The organism is Candidatus Polarisedimenticolia bacterium (genome assembly GCA_036001465.1).
Classification (GTDB): Bacteria; Acidobacteriota; Polarisedimenticolia; order Gp22-AA2; family Gp22-AA2; genus Gp22-AA3.
Window position 1 is genome coordinate 1 of sequence record DASYUH010000002.1, and the last position, 21,936, is coordinate 21,936.

Annotated in this window: 14 protein-coding genes; 5 read left to right on the top strand and 9 right to left on the bottom strand. The window is 69.4% G+C overall.

Annotation, left to right across the window (positions count from 1 at the left end):
* Window positions 1-66: 66 nt before the first annotated feature.
* From VGV60_00080 to VGV60_00110, 7 genes are all read right to left on the bottom strand, one after another.
* Window positions 67-1,011, bottom strand: coding sequence for an SPFH domain-containing protein (locus tag VGV60_00080; GenBank protein ID HEV8699652.1), 945 nt, complete (start codon window positions 1,009-1,011; stop codon window positions 67-69).
* Between the two features lie 4 nt (window positions 1,012-1,015).
* Window positions 1,016-1,450, bottom strand: a complete 435-nt coding sequence (locus tag VGV60_00085) for an NfeD family protein (protein HEV8699653.1) — start codon at window positions 1,448-1,450, stop codon at window positions 1,016-1,018.
* Between the two features lie 147 nt (window positions 1,451-1,597).
* Window positions 1,598-2,257, bottom strand: a complete 660-nt coding sequence (locus tag VGV60_00090) for a non-canonical purine NTP pyrophosphatase (protein ID HEV8699654.1) — start codon at window positions 2,255-2,257, stop codon at window positions 1,598-1,600.
* A 28-nt stretch (window positions 2,258-2,285) separates the two neighbouring features.
* Window positions 2,286-3,032 carry a ribonuclease PH gene (gene rph / locus VGV60_00095; protein HEV8699655.1) on the bottom strand — a complete coding sequence of 249 codons (747 nt, stop codon included), beginning with the start codon at window positions 3,030-3,032 and terminating at the stop codon, window positions 2,286-2,288.
* Between the two features lie 42 nt (window positions 3,033-3,074).
* A complete protein-coding gene (gene murI / locus VGV60_00100; protein ID HEV8699656.1) occupies window positions 3,075-3,884 on the bottom strand; it encodes a glutamate racemase in 810 nt (269 codons plus the stop codon).
* Window positions 3,885-3,898: 14 nt separating this feature from the next.
* Window positions 3,899-4,642 carry a GerMN domain-containing protein gene (locus VGV60_00105; GenBank protein HEV8699657.1) on the bottom strand — a complete coding sequence of 248 codons (744 nt, stop codon included), beginning with the start codon at window positions 4,640-4,642 and terminating at the stop codon, window positions 3,899-3,901.
* The gene (locus tag VGV60_00110; protein HEV8699658.1) at window positions 4,639-5,922 is read right to left on the bottom strand and encodes an N-acetylmuramoyl-L-alanine amidase; all 1,284 of its coding nucleotides are present in this window, start codon (window positions 5,920-5,922) and stop codon (window positions 4,639-4,641) included. The genes VGV60_00105 and VGV60_00110 overlap by 4 nt, the downstream gene beginning before the upstream one ends.
* Before the next feature lie 75 nt (window positions 5,923-5,997).
* Between VGV60_00110 and VGV60_00115 the strand changes: the two genes are divergently transcribed.
* On the top strand, window positions 5,998-6,627 hold the full coding sequence (locus VGV60_00115) for an SGNH/GDSL hydrolase family protein (protein HEV8699659.1): 630 nt from the start codon (window positions 5,998-6,000) through the stop codon (window positions 6,625-6,627).
* A gap of 35 nt (window positions 6,628-6,662) precedes the next feature.
* Here the strand turns inward: VGV60_00115 and asnB are convergent, their stop codons facing one another.
* A complete protein-coding gene (asnB, locus tag VGV60_00120) occupies window positions 6,663-8,603 on the bottom strand; it encodes an asparagine synthase (glutamine-hydrolyzing) (GenBank protein HEV8699660.1) in 1,941 nt (646 codons plus the stop codon).
* Between the two features lie 73 nt (window positions 8,604-8,676).
* Complete coding sequence (locus tag VGV60_00125; GenBank protein ID HEV8699661.1) at window positions 8,677-10,440, bottom strand: glycosyltransferase family 39 protein; 1,764 nt, start codon at window positions 10,438-10,440, stop codon at window positions 8,677-8,679.
* A gap of 250 nt (window positions 10,441-10,690) precedes the next feature.
* Between VGV60_00125 and VGV60_00130 the strand changes: the two genes are divergently transcribed.
* The 4 genes from VGV60_00130 (at window position 10,691) to VGV60_00145 (ending at window position 21,930) form a co-directional block, all read left to right on the top strand.
* Window positions 10,691-14,824, top strand: coding sequence for a MopE-related protein (locus VGV60_00130; GenBank protein ID HEV8699662.1), 4,134 nt, complete (start codon window positions 10,691-10,693; stop codon window positions 14,822-14,824).
* Between the two features lie 239 nt (window positions 14,825-15,063).
* A complete protein-coding gene (locus VGV60_00135) occupies window positions 15,064-17,019 on the top strand; it encodes an integrin alpha (GenBank protein HEV8699663.1) in 1,956 nt (651 codons plus the stop codon).
* Window positions 17,020-17,324: 305 nt separating this feature from the next.
* A complete protein-coding gene (locus VGV60_00140) occupies window positions 17,325-18,338 on the top strand; it encodes a hypothetical protein (GenBank protein ID HEV8699664.1) in 1,014 nt (337 codons plus the stop codon).
* Between the two features lie 175 nt (window positions 18,339-18,513).
* The gene (locus VGV60_00145; GenBank protein ID HEV8699665.1) at window positions 18,514-21,930 is read left to right on the top strand and encodes an amidohydrolase family protein; all 3,417 of its coding nucleotides are present in this window, start codon (window positions 18,514-18,516) and stop codon (window positions 21,928-21,930) included.
* The last annotated feature ends 6 nt before the right edge of the window (window positions 21,931-21,936 follow it).

Sequence of the window (21,936 nt, forward strand, 5' to 3'; positions counted from 1 at the left end):
TGGATCAGCGGACGGATCGCACTCGCGCGAAATGCGATCCGAATAACGACCGGTGAGAAATCCCGGCTATCCCGGGAATTTCCGCGGCGGCGCCGGGGCCGGCGATCCGTGCGGCGCCTGCGGGGCCTGCGGGAAGAGCCCGGCGCCGCGATCGTCGAGCCCCAGGATGTTGAGGAGGTTCGATCCCGAAGGGACGACGAACTTGGTCTGCTGCGCCAGGACCGCGCGCAGGACGTCGAGGCGCTGGCGAGCTTCGGCGCGGTCCTTGAAGAAGGTCTCGGCCGCCACGGACGTCACCTCGATCGCCTTGGCCTCGGCGTTGGCCTGCAGGATGCGCGCCTGGGCCTCGCCGTCGGCCTTCAGGATCGACGACTGCTTGCTCCCCTCCGCCTGGAGGATCTGCGACTGCTTCACCCCCTCCGCCTCCAGGATCTGGGCGCGCTTGTCCCGCTCGGCCTTCATCTGGCGCGACATCGCCTCGGTGATGTCGGCCGGCGGGTCGATCTTCTGGACCTCGACGCGCGTCAGCTTCACGCCCCAGGTGTTGGTGGCCTCGTCCAGCACGTTGCGCAGGTTCGTGTTGATCGTGTCGCGCGCCGTCAGGGTCTCGTCCAGGCTCTTGTCGCCGATGAGGTTCCGCAGGTTCGTCTGCGCCAGCGTGGTGGCGGCGTAGGCGAAGTTCTGGACCTCGAAGGTCGCCTTCACCGGGTCGCTGATGCGGTAATAGATGACGGCGTCCACGGTCACTCCGACGTTGTCCTTGGTGATCACCTTCTGCGGCTCGACGTTGATGACCCGCTCGCGCATGTCCACCTTGATCAGGCTCTCGATCATCGGCACGAGGAAGGTCAGCCCTGAGTCGACCGTGGTCCTGTACTTGCCGAGGCGCATGACCAGGCCCTTCTCGTATTGCGACACGATGCGCGCCGAGCGCGCCACCATGATGAGGGCGATGAACAGGACGATCGACAGTGCGAAGAACCCCAGCGTTCCGAAGGGCAGCTCGTTCATCTCCTCACCTCACCCTGAGTGTGACGCCGTCCACGCCTTCGACGGTGACCTCGGCCCCCGGCTCGAAGGGGCCGGCGGCGCCCGGCGCCGGCGCGGCGCGCCAGACCTCGTCCCGGACCCGGACCTGGCCGGCGATGTGCTCGGCGACGCGCTGGACCACGAGGGCACGCTGGCCGACCACCGCGTCGGCATTGCTCGCCACCGTCGCATGGCGCAGGCGGTCGCGGACCCAGCGCCGCCCGAGCGCGATGTACAGGAGACTCAAAGCGGCCGACACGATCAGCCCGACGGCGGGGTTTCCGGCGAACAGGCCGATCACGCCGCCGGCGGCGATGGCGGACCCGATCAGCACCAGGTCGAAGCCGGCGAACCCGCCCATCGCCACCTCGACCAGGACGCACAGCGCCCCGACGATGATCAGGAGCCAGTTGAGCAGCATGACAGGGCCTCCCTGCGCGGGAGCATAGGGGAGGTGCGTGGCGCTGTCAACGCACGGCCGGCACGATGCGTCCCCAGGCCGGGGCGCCGTGCCCTGCCCCCGCCTGCGCACTCCCGAGCTCGAGCCTTGGAGACGGAGTCTGGCGGTTCATTCGCCCAGGAGAGCCAGTCCTTGGGGGGTTTTCAAGAAAGCCGCGACGGCGGCAAAGGCCAGGGCGCGATGGCTCACGCGGTCCTTGCGGGTGTCGTCGATCTCGCCGAACGTGGCGCCGTAGGGGGGATAGAAAAAGATGGGGTCGTAGCCGAAGCCGCGCGTGCCGCGCATTTCGATCGCGATGCGGCCGGCGCAGCTGGCCCGGAACAGGCGGGTCGCACCCTCGGGCGGGCCGGCCGGCTGCCAGGGCCTGGCGGGCCGGGCGGCGAGGGCGGCGACGGCGACGTATCGGGCCCCGCGGCGCTCCTCGGGCACGCCGGCCATCTCCTGGAGGAGCATGCGGCACCGGCCCGGGTCATCGAGCCCCGGACCGCCGTAGCGGGCGCTGAGCACCCCGGGCCGGCCGCCGAGCGCCTCGACTTCCAGCCCGGAATCGTCCGCCAGCGCGGCGATGCCGGACTGCCTCGCGTAGTGCTCCGCCTTGCCTCGGGCGTTCTCCTCGTAGGTCGCCCCCGTTTCCTCGAACGGGGCGCTGATGCCGAGATCGGAGAGGGTCAGGGGCTCGACACCGGCCGCGGCGAGCAGGCGGCCCAGCTCGCGTGCCTTGCCGGGATTGAAGGTGGCGACGAGGAGGCGCGGGCCGTCGCCGCTCATGGGCGGCGGGCGGCGGGGGAGGCCGAATTCACGGCCGGGGAAGGAGCGCCGGCAGGATGTCGCGCAACGCCTTCCGCTGGTGGTCGAAGAGCAGGTTGGTGCCGTGCGTGGCCAGCTCGAGCATCACCATCATCTCCTGGGGGGAGAAGGGGGTCTTCTCGCCGGTCCCCTGCAGCTCGACGTACCGGCCGCCGTCGGTCCGCACCACGTTCATGTCGACGTCGGCCTGGGAGTCCTCGGCGTACGACAGGTCCAGGCAGGCCATGCCGCCGATCAGCCCCACGGAGGTCGCGGCGACCATGCCGCGCAAGGGGGATCCGGTGAGCTGATTCTTCGACTTCATTTTCGCGAGCGCCAGGACCATGGCAACGAACGCGCCGGTGATCGACGCGGTGCGCGTCCCGCCGTCGGCCTGGATCACGTCGCAGTCGATCCAGATCGTCCGCGACCCGAGGGCGGCGAGGTTGGAGACGGCGCGCAGCGAGCGCCCGATGAGCCTCTGGATTTCCTGGGTCCGGCCGGAGGCCTTGCCGCGCGTCGCCTCGCGCTGCGTTCTCTGGTCGGTGGCGCGGGGGAGCATGCCGTACTCGGACGTGATCCAGCCCTGGCTGGTATCGCGCAGGAACGGCGGCACCCGGTCCTCGACGCTGGCGGTGCTGATGACGTGCGTGTTGCCGACCTTGATGAGGGCCGATCCCTCGGCGTAGATGTTGACGCCGGTCGTGATCTCGACCGCGCGCAGGTCGCGCTCGGTCCTGCCGTCGAGGCGGGGCATCGGGTCTCCTTGGTCGGGGGCCCGCCCTTCCGGGCGGCGCCGTCATGCCGTGATGTCGATCTGCTCCAGGCGCGCCAGCGGCCCGCCGAGAAACCGCGATCCTACCTCGCGGAACCTCTCCGAGGAATCGGTCACGAAGAAATGGTCGTCGTCTCCGCCGGTCGCGCCGCCCGACAGGAGGCCGCGCTCCTCGAGCCGGGCCCGCACCACCAGCGCCGTGGCGCGGGCCGAGTCGACCAGCGCCACGTCCTGCCCCATCGTCGCGCCGATCACGCGCTGGAGCAGCGGGTAGTGCGTGCACCCCAGGACCAGGGTGTCGATCCCCTCGCGCTTCAGATCGCCCAGGTACGCCTCCGCCGTGGCGCGCGCGACCTCGTTGTCCACCCAGCCCTCCTCGGCCAGGGGGACGAACAGGGGGCAGGCCCGCCCGATGACGCGCGCCTCCGGGAGGTGATGGGCGATGGCGCTCGCGTAGGCGCCGCTCCGGATGGTCGCGGCGGTGCCGATCACCCCGATCACCTGGCGGCGCGTGACGCGGCACGCCGCCTCGGCCCCCGGTCCGATGACCCCGACCACGGGAAGGGGGATGGCCTGGCGCAGGGCCGGCAGCGCCACCGCCGACATCGTGTTGCAGGCGATGACCAGCGCCTTGATGCCGCGCTTCTGGAGAAATTGCGCCCCCTCGAGCGCGTAGCGGACGACCGTGTCCTCGGACTTGGTGCCGTAGGGGACGCGCGCCGTGTCGCCCAGGTACACGAGGCGCTCGCCGGGGGGGAGCTCGTGCCGGAGCGCCTTGAAGACGGTCAGGCCCCCGATGCCCGAGTCGAAAACGCCGATCCCCGCGTCGACCACGAAGAGCCCCCGCGCTACGGCGCGCTCTTGCGGTCCATGTCGACGATCGACAGGTCCTTGCGGTAGTCGCGCCGGAGATCGAGGTGGTTCTTCAGGGTCTCACGCTCCTCGCCGCCGATCAGGATGCGGACCCTCTTGATCTCCGGCAGGTTGTAGGTGAGCGAGTCGACCAGGGAGTAGATCGTGGCGATCTCCTCCCCCGTCCCGCCGGGATGGAGGTCCGCCACCTCGCTGCTCAGGTCGACGTAGGCGGTGCCGCCGCGATCGAGGTACAGCCCGCGCAGGCGCGTCTGCGGGGGGAGGGTCGGCAGCAGGCCGGCCTCCTGAGGCCCGTTGATCAGCTCGACGACGATCTGTTTTGCCAGGTCCGCGATCGACGAGGTCAGGAAGATCTTCCGGCGTTCGGCGCCGAGGAACTCGCTGTCCGCCTCCTGGAAGAACAGCGAGACCTCCCGCCGATTCGGCTCGGAGATGAACGACGGGGCCTCGGCCGGCGCCGGGGGAGCGGCCTCTCCCTGCGCCGGGGCGGCGGTCTCCCCCTGCGCCGGGACAACGGCCTCTCCCTGCCCCGGCTCGCCCGCGGTGGCCGTGCCCCCCTCCGTCGGGGGGCCTCCCGCCGCGGCGGCCGACGCGGGCGCGGCCTGCTCGCCTGGGGGAAGGGCGCCGGCGCGATCCCAGGGCCGCAGCATCAGCGCCAGGACGAGCGCGAGGGCGCACACGGAGGACACCGTGGCGAGGAGGATCGTCGTGCGCTTCACCGCGCGCGCGCCCGGACGTATTTCTCGTGGAAGCGCTGGATGCTCCCGAGAATGGCGTCCGACAGCCGGTCCTTGAACGCCGCGTCCCGCAGGCGCTTCTCCTCCTCGGGGTTGGTGATGAAGGCGACTTCGATCAGGACGGCCGGCATCGTCGCTCCCATCAGGACCCGGAAGGGGGCCTGCTTGATGCCGCGGTTGGCGATGTCGAGCGCGTCGTTCAGGTTGTCCTGCACGATCTCGGCCAGGACGCTCGATTCCTTCAGGAAGGCCGACTGCGCCAGGTCCCAGAGGATCATCTCGAGATTGCCGTCCTTCTGCACGCCCGCCTCGAGGCCGAGCGTGTTGTTCTCCAGCGCCGCGACGGCGCGCGAGTCGTCGTCGGTGGCCTGGTAGGACAGGAAATAGGTCTCGGCGCCGCGCGCGTTGCCCCGCCGCGAGGCGTTGGCGTGGATGCAGACGAACAGGTCGGCCCGATTGTGGTTGGCGATCGCCGTGCGGTCGTCGAGCGCCATGGTCGTGTCGGAGTCACGGGTCAGGATCACCTCGGCGTCCATCCTGGACAGGATGCGCTCCTTCAGGCGGCGGGCGATGTCGAGCGTGACGTCCTTCTCGGCAAGGCCGGTCGGTCCGACGGCGCCCCGGTCCTCCCCTCCGTGCCCGGGGTCGATGACCACGACGAAGGCGGCCCGCGGACGCGCCTCGGCGGGCGGCGCCTCCGGGGCCTCGGTCGGCGGGACGTCCCGTGCCGCGGGGGGCGCGATCGGTGCCGTGGCCGGCGCTCCGGGTCGGCCCCCTCCCGCCGGCGGATGTGGCGCTCCCGGCACGCTTCCGGGGGACGGGACCGTGACCGCGATCGACGGTCCCAGTTTCTTGCGCAGATCGACGACGATGCGGAACGGCTCCCCCATCTCGAACGTCGAGAAGTTCCCGAAGTCGTCTCCCGTGTAGAAGACCAGCTCGGACGACCGGAACCCCTCGATGAACTTCGCCTTCTCGAGGACGGCACCACCGTAGTCCTTCTTCTTGAACGGGGGCTCGACCGGCCCCTCGTTCAGCGTGATGAACACGCGGCGGGCGTCACGCCGGACTTCGTAGACAGGCTTCCGGCTGAACTCGAGGACCACGCGGACCCCGGCCTCGTTCTCGATCGTCTTGACGGTGAAGCGCAGCGGCTGGCCCTGCGCGAGACAGGGCGGCGCCCCCATCCCGGAGGCCAGGATCAGCGCGAGTACAATAGGAAGAACGGCCGCGGCGGCGCGGCCGGAACGGAAATACCTCACGCAGGCAGCGTAACATACGCATGAGGTCAACTCAAGGACGCGCGGACCGGGCCCGCGCGCGCCGCCGCGCGGCGGATGGGGGCGATCGGCATGCGCTACCTGGCGCTGGGTGACTCCTACACCATCGGCGAAGGAGTCGGGGCCGACGAGCGCTGGCCGGAGCGGCTCGCGGCCCTCCTGCGTGCGCAGGGCGTGGCCGTCGACGCCCCGGAAATCGTGGCCCGGACCGGCTGGACCACCGGCGAGCTCATGGCCGGGATCGACCGGGCGGCCCCTTCCGGTCGCTTCGATCTCGTGTCGCTTCTGATCGGCGTCAACAACCAGTATCGCGAGCTGGACATCGCAGCATACCGCGGCGATTTTCGCGCCCTCCTGGAGCGCGCGGCGGCGTTCGCCGGCGGGGAGGCGCGGCGCGTCCTCGTCCTGTCGATCCCCGACTGGAGCGTCGCCCCGTTCGCCCAGGGACGGGACCGGGTGCGTATCGCCACGGAGATCGATCGCTTCAACGCGATCAACCGCCAGGAGACGGAGGCGCGGGGGGCCCGCTATGTCGACGTCACCAAGGCGTCGCGGGCCGTCCCGGGCCCGTGGACCGAGCCGCCGTTCGCGCCCGACGGTCTTCATCCTTCGGGGGGGATGCACGCGGAGTGGGCCCGGCTGGCGCTGCCGCACGCGCTGGCCGCGCTGGGCGGTGAGGGGAGGTAGCCACGAGGAGCCGGCCCCATAATCCGGATCGGCTCCTACAGCAGGTCGCCGCCGCCGAAGTGCCTGGAGTGCCAGAGCTGGAGCATCATCAGGTTCCAGAGGAGCCGGCCGTTGTCCCGCCGGCGCTCCGTGTGCTCCCGCCAGAGAGCGGTCACCGCCTCGGGGCGCAGCAGGCCGCCGGCCCGGACGCGCCCGGGGTCCAGGGCGCTGCGCATCAGGGGGGCGAGCCCCCGGTGCATGAAGCGGGCCAGCGGAATATTGAAGCCGCGCTTTCGCCGGCCGCTGATCTCGCTCGTGAGCCGGTCGGCCATCGCCTTCTTGAGGATGTACTTGGAGGTCAGCCGCCGCAGTTTCATCCGCGCCGGCAGGGAGGCGACGTACTCGACCAGGGCGTGGTGCAGGAACGGAGCGCGCACCTCGAGCGATGTCGCCATCGAGGCGCGGTCCACCTTGGTGAGCAGGTCGTCCTGCAGGAACATCAGGAAGTCGGTCGCCAGGAGCGCGTCGAGCGGATGGCCGATCGACAGGCCCCGGAGGACCGCACGCGCCTCCTGGAGCGGATCGTTCGGCGCGCCGGCCTGGGCCGCGAGGGCGTCGAGAGCCGCCGCGGAGAGCAGCTCCTTCTGCCTGTCGGGAGAGAACGCCCCGAACCAAACCTGGTGCCGGACCGCCTGCGGCAGCTCGGCGGCCCCCACGAATTTCTTGAGCAGGTATTCGGTGCCGACATTGTTGAACGCGGGGGGGATCGCGTCCGCGGCGCGCTTCAGGAGGCGCCGGAACACCCCCGGCAGGCGGACATACCAGCGCGCCAGCCGATCGCCGATGTAGGTCGGGTAGCCGGCGAAGAGCTCGTCCCCCCCTTCGCCGCCGAGCGCCACCTTGACATGCTGGCGCGCGAAGCGCGACAGCAGGTGCGTCGGGACGATCGAGGCGTCCGCCAGCGGCTCGTCGAGGACGCGCGCCATGGCCAGGAGCGCTTCGAGCATCTGCGTCTCGCCCACGATCAGCTCGTGGTGCTCGGTCCCGAAATGGGCCGCGGCCCTCCGCGCATAGGCCGCCTCGTTGAAGTCCGGATCGTCGAAGCCGAGCGTGAAGGTCGGCACCGGCCGGCCCGTCAGATCCACCGCCAGGGCGGCGATCGACGACGAATCGACCCCCCCGCTGAAGAAGATGCCGACCGGCACGTCGGCGCGCAGCCGCAGCCGGACCGCCTCCTCGAGCAGGCGGCGCACCTCGCGCGCAGCCTCGTCTTCGGTCGGCACCGGCGCGCCCGCGCCCGGGAAGAAGCGCCGCAGGTCCCAGTACGGCTCGACGCGCAGCCGGCCCCGCTCGGCGATCAGCATGTGCCCGGCCGGCAGCTTGCGCACGCCGGTGAACGGGGTGTGCGGCGCCGGGAAGTAGCCGTACAGGAGATAGCGCGTCAGGGCCGGGAGATCCGGCTCCGGGCTCACCCGCGGGTGGGCGAGGAGGGCCTTGATCTCGGACGCGAACATCACTTCGCCGTCCTGCTCCAGGTAGTACAGGGGCTTCTCGCCGGCCCGGTCGCGCCCGAGCACCAGGCGGTTCTCCCGGGTGTCGAAGACCGCGAACGCGAACATGCCGTTCAGGTGATCGACGAAGGAAAGGCCGTGCTCTTCGTACAGGTGCGGGATGACCTCGGAGTCGCAGCGCGTCTCGAAGCGGTGGCCGCGCGCCATCAGGTCGCGGCGCAGCTCCGGGTCGTTGTAGATCTCGCCGTTGCAGATGACCTGGAAACGTCCCGACTCGTCGGCGTAGGCCCGCGCCCCGGCGCCCAGATCGAGGATGCTCAGCCGCCGGAAGCCGAAGGTGAGATGGGCGAGACGGTCCGCGCCGATCTCGACCACGCACGATCCGTCCGGGCCGCGGTGGGCCATGGTGTCGGCCATGGAGGCCACCAGGCCCGGGTCGTGCCGGCCGGGACCGCGAAGATCCGCAATGCCTACGATGCCGCACATGGGGTCACCAATCCTCCGCGGTGGGACGGAAAGAATAGCATGCCGCGGGGTCGCCGCCCCGGAGAGACTGGGGTCAGCGGGCCCCGGACGAGGCGGCCCGCACGAACAGGCCGCCCCCCTGGTCCTCGTAGATCGGATCGGGCCGAAGCGCGGGGCCGGCATCCCGGCGCAGGAGCTCGAACATGCGCGGCGGGGACAGGATGTAGACCTCGGGCGCCGGCGCCTCCAGGAGGGTGCGCATCCGGTCGAGGGGGATCATCCTGAACGACGGGTCACGGCGGTACTCGTCCAGGTGACGCATGACCCACCAGCTGGAGAACGGGGTGCCGCTCGTGACCAGAAGGACCGGCCTCTTCAGGTAAAAGTTCAGCCCGGGACGGTATTGCTCGTAGCAGATGACCAGATCGTCCGGCTTCAGGCGCTTCTCCAGGAAGCGGCTGACGGGACGCGAGGAACGCACCGTGTCCAGATACCCGCTCGCGGCCTGCGCCAGGGGCACGACCGCCGCGATCGCCAGGACGGAGGCCGCGAAGAGCGCCGCCGGGCGCCGTTTCCTCAGGGCCATCAGAAGCGCGGCGGCCAGGGCAAGGCCGGCCGCGGTGAGCCAGAAGAGCAGGCGGTGCGACAGCAGCTCGTCGTACTTCCCGCGGGAGATCCCGTGCGCGATGCCGGCCGGCCCCGCGAGTACCGCAGCCACCGCTCCGGCGGCGCACACGACGGCCGTCCAGAAGGCCCCCAAAGCCAGGCTGCGGCAGGCGTCCCCGGAGCCATCGGCCGGCGCGCCGCCCTGGGGTGGAGTGCGCGCCGGTGCGGTGGCCCGCGCCCACAGCCGTCCGATCAGGAGCGCGAGCGGCACCGCGCACGGCAGCATGTAGGACGGCCTCTTGGAGGCGATCAGGGAGAAGAACAGCACCAGGGTTCCGAGCCACGCTCCGGAGAAGCCGGTCACGAGACGCCCCCTGTCGGTCTCCGAGGCGAAGCCTGCCCAAGCCTCGCGCCAGGAACGGCCCCGGCGCACGGCGGCAACCCCCGCGTACAGAACCCATGGGAACAGGCCAGGCAGAATCACCTTGGCGTAGAAATAGAAGGGGCGCGAGGTCTCGAACCGGTTCGACGTCATCCTCTCGAGGTTCTCCCCGATGACGGCGTAGTGCAGGTACCCCGGGTTGCGCGACTCGACCAGGATCAGCCAGGGCACGATGACGGCCGCATAGAGCAGCATGCCCTGGGCCCACCCGAGTCTCTTGAGCATCCCGGGCCGCCTGCGGAGGACAGCCCAGACCACGGCGATCAGAACGGGGGCCACGAGAGCGACCGGTCCCTTGGTGATCGTCCCGATTCCGGCCGACAGGAAGAACAGGGCGCCGGGCAGGCGCCCGGCGCGTCCCTCCATCGCCTCGAAGGCCATGAGACAGCTCACCGTCATGCAGAAGGTCAGCATCATGTCGAAGATGACGATTCGCCCGAAGACGATGTACAGAGGGGAGAGCGCCAGCGCGAAGGCGGCGAACCAACCGGCCCTCTCGCCCAGGTGGCGCCGGGCGAACCGGAAGACCAGGGCGATCCCAGCCAGGGCGAAGAGGGCCGACGGAGCGCGCGCCGCCATCTCGCTGACCCCCAGGAGTCGATAGGACAACGCCACGGCCCAGAAGAAGGCAGGAGGCTTGTCGAGATATCGGGCGCCGTCCAGGTGGGGCGTGACCCAGTCACCGGTTTCGAGGATCTCGCGCGCCGCCTCGGCGTTCCGGCCTTCATCGGGATCCCCCAGGCCGGCCAACCCGAGACGAAACAAAAAGATGGGCGCGCACAGGAGGAGAATGACGAGGGTCGCCGGCATCGCGGCGTGCCATCGGGTTGCGGGGGGATTCGACACCGAAAATTCGCTGGGGCCCATGTTGGCGGTCGAAGGATAGGCAGTTGACCTAATAAGGTCAACCCATAATCACGATCTGATCCACTGGAAAAATTTCGGCATTGCCGGCTGGGACACTTCGGCGTATATGGGGCGCTACATCTTTCCTCTTTCGGCGGACAGGTGAATGCTGCGTTTGTGTCTTGTAGGAACAGTCGCAATCCTGACTGCCGTCGTGCTCCCGAGCGGCCCGGTTTCGGTCGGTGGAAACCCGGAATCGATTCCCGCGAATGCCTGGTCCGACGAGGCATGGGCATCCATCTCCCAGGCTGAATACGACTTCAAGGCCCGACCCGACGGAGCCTGGACCGCCCCGAACCGCGCCCAGGGGCTCCGCCTGACGACGCGCGGTTCGGTCGCCCGGGTCACGCCCCGGACGGAGGGGGACGCGCCATGGGTCCTGAGTCTTGGGCTCAGAGGCGTGGGTCGCGAGGGGAGGATGACCGGGGTCCCGCCCGGTGCCGTACGGGCCGCCGGGAACCGGATCGAGCATCGCCGTGACAGTCTGGGACTGACCGAATGGTACGTCAATCTGAGGACCGGCATCGAGCAGGGCTTCACCCTCGATCGCCGTCCGGCGGCGGCGGACACGGCCTCGCCTCTCGTCCTCGACCTCTTCTACGAAGGCGGCCTCGAGGCACGACAGGAGGAAGCCGGAGGCGCGGTCCTGTTCTCCCTGCCCTCACCTGGGGCTGTCCATCGCACGGATATCCTGCGCTACGCGGACCTGGCGGTCGCCGACGCGGACGGCAAGCCGGTCGTGGCCGCGCTCGATCTGGCTCCCGGCTCCCTGCGGATCACGATTCAGGACGAAGGGCATCCGTATCCGCTGATCGTCGATCCGACCATCGTCGTGCCCGCCTGGACCGGGCGCGGGGATCAATTTGAAGAGCTGTTTGGAGCCTCGGTGGCGGGGGCCGGAGACGTCAATGGCGACGGCTACGACGATCTGATCGTCGGCGCGCCCCGCTTCGACGGCGGTTTCTTCGACGAGGGGCGCGCCTTCCTCTTCCTCGGGTCGCCGACCGGACCCTCGGCCGTCCCCGCCTGGACCATGAGCGGCGATCAGACAGGCTGCAGGTACGGAGGCGCCGTCGCCTCGGCGGGGGACGTCAACAACGACGGCTACGCCGACGTCATCGTCGGCGCCCCCAACTACGACTTCGTCCAGGTCGACGAGGGGCGCGCCTTCGTCTACCTCGGCTCGGCCGGCGGGCTGGGCACCGTGCCGGTCTGGATGGCCGAGCCGGATCAGAACCTGGCCGCGTTCGGGGCCGCCGTCGCCTCCGCGGGGGACTTGAACGGCGACGGCTACGACGACGTGATCGTCGGGGCGCCGCTCTTCGACTCTCCCTTCAACACGGACGAGGGGGCCGCCTTCGTCTACCTCGGATCGGCCTCCGGGCCTTCTCCTTCCCCGGCCTGGGTCGAGGGGAGCGGCCTGTTCAATTCGGCCTTCGGGACCTCGGTCGCCTCCGCCGGCGATGTGAACCGCGACGGCTTCGACGACGTGATCGTCGGTGCCCCGCTCTTCGACAACGCCGGCTTCTCCGATCAGGGGCGGGCCTACGTCTATCAGGGATCGGCCACGGGGCTGTCGCCGAACCCGGCATGGACCGCCGATGGCAGCAAGACCCTCGCGCGCTTCGGCTCTTCCGTGGCCTCCGCGGGCGACGTCAACTATGACGGCTACGACGATGTGATCATCGGGGCCCCGATCTATGACTCGGGCCGGGCCTTCATCTATCACGGGTCGGCGACGGGCCTGAGCCTGACGCCCAACTGGAACAACAAGATCAACCTGTCGCCGGCCGAGTACGGCGCTTCGGTGGCGGGCGTGGGGGACCTCGACGGCGACGGCTTCGACGACGTCGTGGTCGGCGCCCCCAAGGTCGACGACCACACGACCACCTCGGTCGGTCTCATCAGGGCCTTCTACGGCGGCGCCATGGGGGCGGGCAACACCGCCGCCTTCAGCGCGCAGGAGACCCAGGCGGGGGCGCTGCTCGGCGGCGCCGTGGCGAGGGCGGGGGACGTGAACGGCGACGGCCTCGGCGACATCATTGCCGGCGCCACCGGCCTCGACAACCCCGACCTGCAAGTATCCCTGGCGGGGGCCGCCCACCTGTACCTGGGCTTCCGGACGACCCCCTGCGTGCCGGCTCCCGAGCTCTGCAACCGCAGGGACGACGACTGCGACGGCGTCGTCGACGACAACCTGGGCACGACGACCTGCGGCACCGGCACCTGCTCGCGCACCGTCGACAATTGCGTCGACGGTTTCCCGCAGACCTGCACCCCCGGCGCCCCGGGCACCGAGACCTGCAACGGCCTCGACGACGACTGCGACGGGACGACCGACGAAGGCTTCGACGTCGATGGCGACGGCTTCACCACGTGCGCGGGCGACTGCAACGACGGGGTGGCGTCGATCCATCCGGGCGCTCCCGAGGTCTGCAACGGCCTGGATGACAACTGCAACCAGGTCATTGATGAAGGAGGTCCCGACAGCGACGGGGACGGGATCCCGGACTGCCTCGATCCCGACGATGACAACGACCGGGTGCCCGACGGCACCGACTGCGCCCCGCTCGTCAACAGCGTCAGCGCCGTGCCGGGGGAGGTCGGGCAGACCGTGCGGGCCGTGCCCGGTCCACCTCAAGGCAGCTACACCTGGACGCCGATCGTCCAGGCCAACGTCCACAACGTCTACCGCAGCGTCTGGGACCGCCGCAGTGGAAACTGGAACGACACGCTGGGCTGCCTGTATTCCGAGGCCATCGGAAACCGCTTCAGCGAAACCGCCAACCCTCCAGCCGGGTCGGCCTTCTACTACGTCATCACGGGCGTCAATCGCTGCGGCGAAGGCCCCGCCGGCTTCTCCAGCACCGGCCAGCCGCGCCTGATCCCCATACAGTGCGTGCACCTCGGGCTCGACACCGATGGCGACACGATCCAGGATTGGGATGACGACTGTCCGCTCGTGTCCAACGCGAGCCAGGCCGACGCCGATCTCGACGGCCGCGGCGACGCCTGCGACAACTGCGCCGCCACCGCGAACGCCGGCCAGGTGGACGCCGACACCAACGGGATCGGAGACGTCTGCCAGGACCTGGACCATGACGGCTACCTCGCCACCGTGGACTGCAACGACAACGATCCGATGGTTCACCCGGATGCCACCGAGACCTGCAACGCGCGCGACGACAACTGCGACGGCGCGACCGACGAGAACCTCGGGACGACGACCTGCGGCGTCGGGGTCTGCACGCGGACGGTGAACAACTGCGTGGGCGGCGTGAGCCAGACCTGCACGCCCGGCACGCCGACCGCCGAGGTCTGCAACAACCTCGACGACGACTGCGACGGTTCGGTCGACGAGGGCACCACGACCTGCGGCGTCGGGGCCTGCACGCGCACGGTCAACAGGTGCGCCGGCGGAGTCCCGCAGACCTGCACGCCCGGGACGCCGACGGCGGAGACGTGCAACGGCATCGACGACGACTGCGACGGGGCGACCGACGAGAACCTCGGCACGACGACGTGCGGCGTCGGGGCGTGCACGCGGACGGTGAACAACTGCGTGGGCGGCGTCATCCAGACCTGCACGCCCGGCGCGCCGACAGCGGAGACCTGCAACGGCATCGACGACGACTGCGACGGGGCGACGGATGAGAACCTCGGCACGACGACGTGCGGCGTCGGGGCGTGCACGCGGACGGTGAACAACTGCGTGGGCGGCGTGAGCCAGACCTGCGCGCCCGGCGCGCCGACGGCGGAGACCTGCAACGGCATCGACGACGACTGCGACGGGGCGACCGACGAGAACCTCGGCACGACGACGTGCGGCGTCGGGGCGTGCACGCGGACGGTGAACAACTGCGTGGGCGGCGTGAGCCAGACCTGCACGCCCGGGACACCCGCAGCAGACGATGAAACGTGCAATGGCATCGACGAGGACTGCGACGGTTCGGTGGATGAAGACTACGCTTCCGTGGAAACGACCTGCGGCGTGGGGGCCTGCGCCGCGACCGGGTTGACTTCCTGCGTGAACGGGTCGGTGGAGGACAGTTGCGTGCCAGGGACGCCTACGGAAGAGATCTGCTCCGATGCGATCGACAACGATTGTGATGGCGAAATTGATGAAGGCTGCCCGATTTCGGTGGGCGGTGATGTCACGCGAGCGGGTTTCAGCCCTCAACGCTCCGAGCCGACCCCCTCCTTTCGCAGCAAGGATCCTGCTCGACCGGCCGATGGACGATCCACGACCCGAAATCCTTCCTGGATGATGTTGTCCGCCGAAGGATAGGTAGTCGGCCTAATCACGGAATCCTGCGGTCTGAGTCGCGAAGAATCCGATTTTATCGGGGGGTTGTGCGCGGCGGGTTTTTGACGTATATAGCGGCCTGAAACCCTGGATGATCCCCTGCCGAGGAGGACAGACTGATGCTGCGTACATGCCTTGTGTGCACGGCCATGGGAGTCGGCGCACTGATGCTGGCGAGCCCGGCGATACCCAACGCAGGGCAAGGAGTGGCCTGCTCCTCCATGGACTGGACGCGCGAAGCAGCGCATGCGATCGCCACAGCCGAATACGAGTTCTCTGCCGTGGATGGTGGCGGCTGGTCGGCTCCCAACCGGAGCCAGGGGCTCCGGCTGAAGGCAGACAGCTCGGGGATGCAGGTTTCTCCACGCCTGGCGGGGAGCACGCCGTGGTCACTCGGCTTCGAGCTGCAGGCCGTCGGACGCGAGGGTGCGATGACCCCGATCCTCCCCGGCACGGTGACGGCCGCAGGCAACCGGACTGAAATTCGGCGCGAAGCACTCGGCCTGAGCGAGTGGTACGTCAATTTACGCAGCGGAATCGAGCAGGGATTCACGATCGACCGGCGCCCATTGACGGGCGGGGGTGACTCTGCGTTGCTTCTGGACGTGGCCTTCGACGGCGGGCTCGAAGCGCGTCGGGACGAAACCGACGGCGCCGTCCTGTTCTCGGACGGTCCGTCCGGCGCCGTCCTGCGCTATGAGAACCTGGCGGTGGCCGACGCGGATGGGCACCCCGTAGTGGCCGAGCTGGCGCTCCTTCCGGGAATTCTGAGGATCGCCGTCCGGGACGCAGGGCATCCGTATCCGCTGGTGATCGATCCCACCATCATCGTCCCGGGCTGGACCGGGCTGGGTGACCAGTTCGAGGAGTTCTTCGGTGCCTCGGTCGCGGGCGCTGGCGATGTCAACGGAGATGGGTTCGACGACGTGATCGTCGGAGCCTACCGGTTCGACGGCGGCTTTTTCGACGAGGGAAGGGTCTTCGTCTTCACCGGCTCACCGACGGGGCCCTCACCCATTCCGGCATGGACCGCCGAAGGGCACCAGACAGGGGCGTGGTTCGGCTTTTCGGTCGCGACGGCGGGGGACGTGAACGGGGACGGCTACGCCGACGTCATCATCGGCGCCCGGTTGTTCGACAATCTCCAGGTGGACGAGGGGCGCGCGTATGTCTATCTCGGCTCCTCCGTGGGACTGGGGTCGGTGCCGGCATGGACCGGGGAGCCCGATCAGAACAGGGCGGCCTTCGGCTCCTCGGTTGCTTCGGCAGGGGACGTGAATGGCGACGGCTACGACGACGTCGTCGTCGGGGCGCCCGACTTTGACACGGCCTTCAACACCGACGAGGGTCGCGCCTTCCTGTACCTCGGTTCGGCCGCCGGTCCGTCCCTCTCTCCAAACTGGAGCGCGGGGAGCGGGCGATTCTCTTCCGCCTACGGGTTCTCCGTGGCTTCGGCCGGCGACGTCAACGGGGACGGGTATGGCGATGTCATCGTCGGAGCACCCCTCTTCGACAACGCTGGTTTCCCGGATGAAGGGCGCGTCTTCGTCTATGCCGGCTCGGCGGCCGGGCCCTCCCTCGAGCCGGTGTGGATCGCCGACGGCAACAAGGTGCTGGCCCAGTTTGGATATTCCGTGGCCGGGGCGGGGGATCTCAGCGGCGACGGCATCGGCGACGTGATCATCGGAGCGCCCTTCGATGGTTCCGGTCGGGTTCTCATTTTCTATGGGTCCACGACCGGGCTGAACCTGGTGTCCGGCTTCAACGCCAAGATCAACAAGAGCCCGGCCGAGTTCGGCGCCTCCGTGGCCGGCGTCGGCGACATCAACGGAGACGGCATCGGGGACGTCGCCATTGGCGCACCGCGTGTGGGCGACCAGACCACCCCAGCCGCCGGGATTGTCAGGGTTTACTATGGAAGCCGCATGGGCGTGGGGAATCCACCCGCCTTCGGCGTGACGGAAACCCAGCCGAACGCGCTTCTCGGGGGATCGGTTTCAAGCGCCGGGGATGTCAACGGCGACGGTCTGGCCGACATCATTGCGGGTGCCAGCGGCCTGGACAATGTCCCGTTGCAGGCGGCGAGCTCGGGCGGGGCGCGCGTCTACATGGGATTTCGGACTCGGCAGACGGCGCTCTCCAACGGCGCCCTCCATGGCATTCGATTCACCGATTGACTTCATGGTGGTGCGGAGGTTGTTGCGACCGGGGCCGGACGGGATGTGCGGACGATGGCCGCAGGCGGTCGTCAGGGTCTTGGGCCGCGCCACGTAACCCTTTCAGATAGAAGAGTTGCGAATCTTCCCTGACGGGCACGCCGTTTGATGCTCCGGGGGGAGTGCACTGGCCTGGGACACCCGTCGAGCGTCTGCAACACTTCCGGCCGTCCTTCTGCCCTTGGCCCGAATGCTGCGACCATCGCCGGACCACACCGGACTACCATTTCCTGCGTCACGGCACGTTCACGACGGAACGACGGACGGTGCCGCGATTTCGCTGCCGGGCCTGCCGTCGCACATTTTCGAAGCAGAGTTTCGGACTGTCGTATTACCTCAAGCGTCCCGAGCTGGTCATTCCCGTGGCCGCGGGGCTGCAGGCGGGCTCGGCGCACCGGCAGCTGGCGAGGAACCTGGGCTGCGCGCCGTCCACCGTCACCCGCCTGAGCGCCCGGCTTGGCAGGCATGCGATCCTGCTCATGGCGAGGGCTCTTGCGCACTTGCGGGGCGGGCTGACCGAGCCGGTCGTCCTCGACCACTTCGAGACTTTTGAGTTCACTCAGGACCTGCCGTTTGGCATCGCGACGCCGGTGGGGCGCGACTCGTGGTTCGTCTATGGACTGGACCCGGCGCCGCATGCGCGCGCCGGCCGGCGCTCGGCCGAGCAAGAGGCGCGCCGGGCGCGGCGGCCCTCACGGCTCCGGCGCGGCGGCTACGAGGAGTCGAGCACGCGCACCGTGCGCCTGCTCCTGGCGCTCTGCCCACGGAACCGGAGACTCCAGCTCGCGGGCGACGGCCACCCCGCCTACGACCGCGCGGTGCAGCGCATGGGCCATGAGGGACGCGTGCGGCTGCAGCGCTTCCCCAACCCGCGCCGCGGCCCCAAGGGGTCGCCGCGCTCCCCTCAGGCGCGAGCCCGCGATCGGGCGATGTTCCCGGTTGATGCCCTGCACGGGCTCATCCGCCACACCGCCGCCCATCATCGCCGCGAGACCATCGCCTTCGGCAGGCGCCTCAACGCCGTGATGGAACGCCTCTTCCTGACCGTGGTCTGGAGAAACTTCGTCAAGGGACGATCCGAGAGACGCCCCGACCCTGTCACGCCGGCCATGCGCCTCGGGCTCGCGGACGAACCGTGGATTTGGAGTCGCGCCCTGGCGCGCCGACTCTTCCCGGCCCGCGAAATGCTCCCGCAGGTCTGGCGCGACCTCTACAGAAGAGACTGGACCACCTCGGTCCTTCCCTCCAACGTCCGCCACCGCCTCTCCCACGCCTACTGACGCTCAGAGTTCGCGTGGGCCGGCACCCTCCCGCACAAGATCCCGGACCGACGCTCGCGTGCCGTTCCCGCTACCTCTTGAATCAACAAGCTGCGCACCACCATGAGTGGTATGATCCGCGACTTCGATCCCCTGCTGAACGACTGGACCTGACCTCAATGCGAGGCATCCAACCATGATCCGCTTGCGTCGCGCAACAACATGGACGTCTCTCCTGATCCTGCTGGCGCTCTGCCCCATGCTGGCCGGGCCCTCCCGCGGCGAAACGTCGGCGGAGGCGGAGCCGTCGTCCGGCGCGAAGCCGGACGCCAAGAAGCCGCCGAAGCTGGACGTCAACGCGGTCCCCGAGAACGCCCGCAAGGTGGAGTTCACGACCGACGAGGGGACCTGGATGAACGTGGACGTCGCGCCCGACGGCCGGACGATCCTGTTCGATCTCCTGGGCGACCTCTATCGCGTGGGGATTGGCGGGGGGAGGGCGGAGCGGATCACCTCCGGCCCGGCGTTCGACTACGCGGCGCGCTACGCCCCGGACGGCAGGATGATCGTGTTCTGCAGCGACCGGGGCGGCACCATGAACCTGTGGCTGGCGAACGCCGACGGGTCGTCTCCGAGGGCGCTGACGGAGGAGAAGGACTCGGTGTTCTCGTCCCCTTCATGGACCCCGGACGGGAGCTACGTCCTGGCGCGCCGCGAGGAGACCACGAAGGCGGGCATTCCGCCGGTCGAAATCTGGATGTACCACAAGGACGGCGGCAGCGGAGTCAAGGTGATCGCGAAGGACAAGATCGACACCTCGGCGGGGCCGGTGGCCAGTCCCGACGGTCGCTTCATCTACCTGACGGGACGGAAGGCGGACTACTCGTACACGCCGAACATGACGAACGGTCTGTGGAACGTGTTTCGTCTGGACCGCACTACCGGCGAGCTGATCAGCCTGACGACGGCCCCCGACGGCGGGCTGAGGCCGACCCTGTCGCCCGACGGAAGGCACCTGGCGTACGCGAGGAGGCTGGACGCGCGGACCCAGCTCTACCTGCGGGACCTGGCGACCGGCGCGGAGAGGGTCCTGGCGCGGCAGCTGCCGCGCGACGACCAGGAGGCCTTCGCCCAGATGGACGTCCTGCCGGCGTCGGCCTTCACGCCAGACGGAAAATCGTTCGTCTACTGGAACGGCGGCAAGATCCACCGGCTCGACGTCGCCACCGGGAGCGACAGCGTCGTCCCGTTCACGGCCGACGTGTCCCTCGATCTGCGCCCGCTCTGGCGGGTCGACACGCCCGTGGGAGGATCCGACCTGGCCGTCAAGCTGTTGCGCTGGCCGACGCTGTCGCCGGACGGCCGGCTGCTGGCGTTCGACGCCCTCGGCAAGATCTGGATGTGCGACATCGGGAACGACGGCAAGGCCTCGAAGCCCCGCCGCCTGACGAAGGACTCCGTGCGGGAGTATGCCCCGGAATTCTCGCCCGACGGCAGGTTCATCGCCTACGTCACCTGGTCGGACGCCGGCCTGGGCCATGTCTGGAAGATTCGATCCGCCGGTGGCGCCCCGCAGCGCCTCACCCGGAGCGCCGGGCACTACGTCAATCCCAGCTGGTCTCCGAAGGGGGACCGGATCGCCGTGGTCGCGGGCAGCGGCGCCGAGCTCCGGGCGCAGCAGCCCGAGTTCGATCCGTACTACGAGATCCGCTGGCTCCCCTCCGAGGCTCCGGCAGGCGGCGCCGAGCCTGCCGTGGTGACCACCGTCTCTCCGATGGACACGGTCCGCTTCCATCCGGTCCCGGCGTTCGGCCCGGACGGCACGCGGATCTTCTACGCGGAGCAGGTGCCGCCTTCGGAGCCGGGCGGCGACGCCAAGGTGGACCTGGTCTCGGTCCGGCTCGACGGCACCGACAAGAAGCAGCACCTGCGGTTCGTCCAGGCCGAGGACGCCGTGCCGTCCCCGGACGGCGCCTGGGTCGCCTACGTCAGCCGGGACGACGTGTACGTGGCGGCCATGCCCCGCGCCGGGAAGGACCCGGTGGAGATCGGCGGCGAGAAGTCCGCGGTCCCCGTCTACCGCCTGAGCACGGAAGGGGGTGGCTACGTCGGCTGGGCCGACTCGGGAGCCACGGTGGTCTGGGGCATGGGAAACACGATCTACCGCCAGCGCCTCGATCGATTGCGCGAAGCGACCCTGAAGAAGGCGCTGGCCGACAAGGCCAAGGAGAAGGCCGCGGAGGACGCCGGGAAGAAGCCGGACGCGGAGAAGGGGGACGGGGACAAGGCGATGGGGGAGAAGGAGGCCGGGTCCGACCTCCCGAAGCCGGAGGCGATTCCGGTCTCGCTGGTCGTGCCGAAGCCGCGGCCCAGGGGGTCGGTCGTCCTGAAGAACGCGCGCGCCGTCACCATGAAGGGGGACGAGGTGATCCAGCGGGCGGACATCGTGGTCCAGGGGAACCGCATCGCGGCGATCGGTCCTGCCGGCTCGATTGCGGTGCCGGCCGGCGCCGCCGTCATCGACCTGGGAGGCAAGACCGTCATACCGGGCCTGGTCGACGTCCACGCCCACCTGCACTACTCCTCGTTCGAGATCTTTCCCGACAAGAAGTGGGAATACGTCACGAACCTGGCCTACGGAGTCACGACGACCCACGACCCTTCGGCGCACAGCCTGGACGTGTTTGCGCAGGCGGAGCTGGTCGAGGCCGGCGAGATGATCGGCCCCCGCATCTACAGCACCGGCGACGTGCTGTACGGCGGGGTGACCGCCTCGGTCTACGCCAAGGTCGACAGCCTGGAGGACGCGTTGCACACCGTCCGCCGGATGAAGACGTACGGGGCGCACTGGCTGAAGGTCTACCAGCAGCCGCGCCGCGAGCAGCGCATCTGGTTCATCGAGGCGGCGCGCCAGGAGGGGATCGGCGCGACCATGGAGGGGGCCGGCGAGCTGCACACGGACCTGACCAACATCCTCGACGGCTACACCGGCCTGGAACATTCACTGCCGGTCCATCTCTACAAGGACGTGGTCACGCTGGTGGCGCGATCCGGAACGAACTATACGCCCACGCTGCTCGTATCCTATGGGGGACCGACCGCGGAGGCCTACTGGTACCAGCACGCCAACCCGCACGACGACGAGAGGCTGCGCCGCTTCACCCCGCATGAGATGCTCGACGGGCTCGGAAGGCGCCGCATCTGGTACCCGGAAGAGGACTTCCATTTTCCGACGGTGGCCAGCGGGGCGGCGCGCATCGCGCGCGCCGGCGGCCGGGTCGCACTCGGCGCGCATGGCCAGCTCCAGGGTCTCGGCGCCCACTGGGAGATGTGGGGCTTCACGATCGGCAACGCCATGACGCCGATGGAGGCACTGCGCACCGCCACGTGGAGCGGCGCCGAGGCGCTCGGGTTCGGCAAGGACCTCGGCTCCCTCGAGGCCGGCAAGCTCGCCGACCTCGTGGTGATCGACGGCGACCCGCTGGCCGACATCCGCCAGTCCCAGAAGGTCCCGTTCACCATGAAGGACGGCGTCCTCTACGACGCCTCCACCATGGATGAGGTCTGGCCGGAGAAGAAGCCGCTCGGCCCTTTCTTCTGGCAGAGGCCCTAGGAGCAC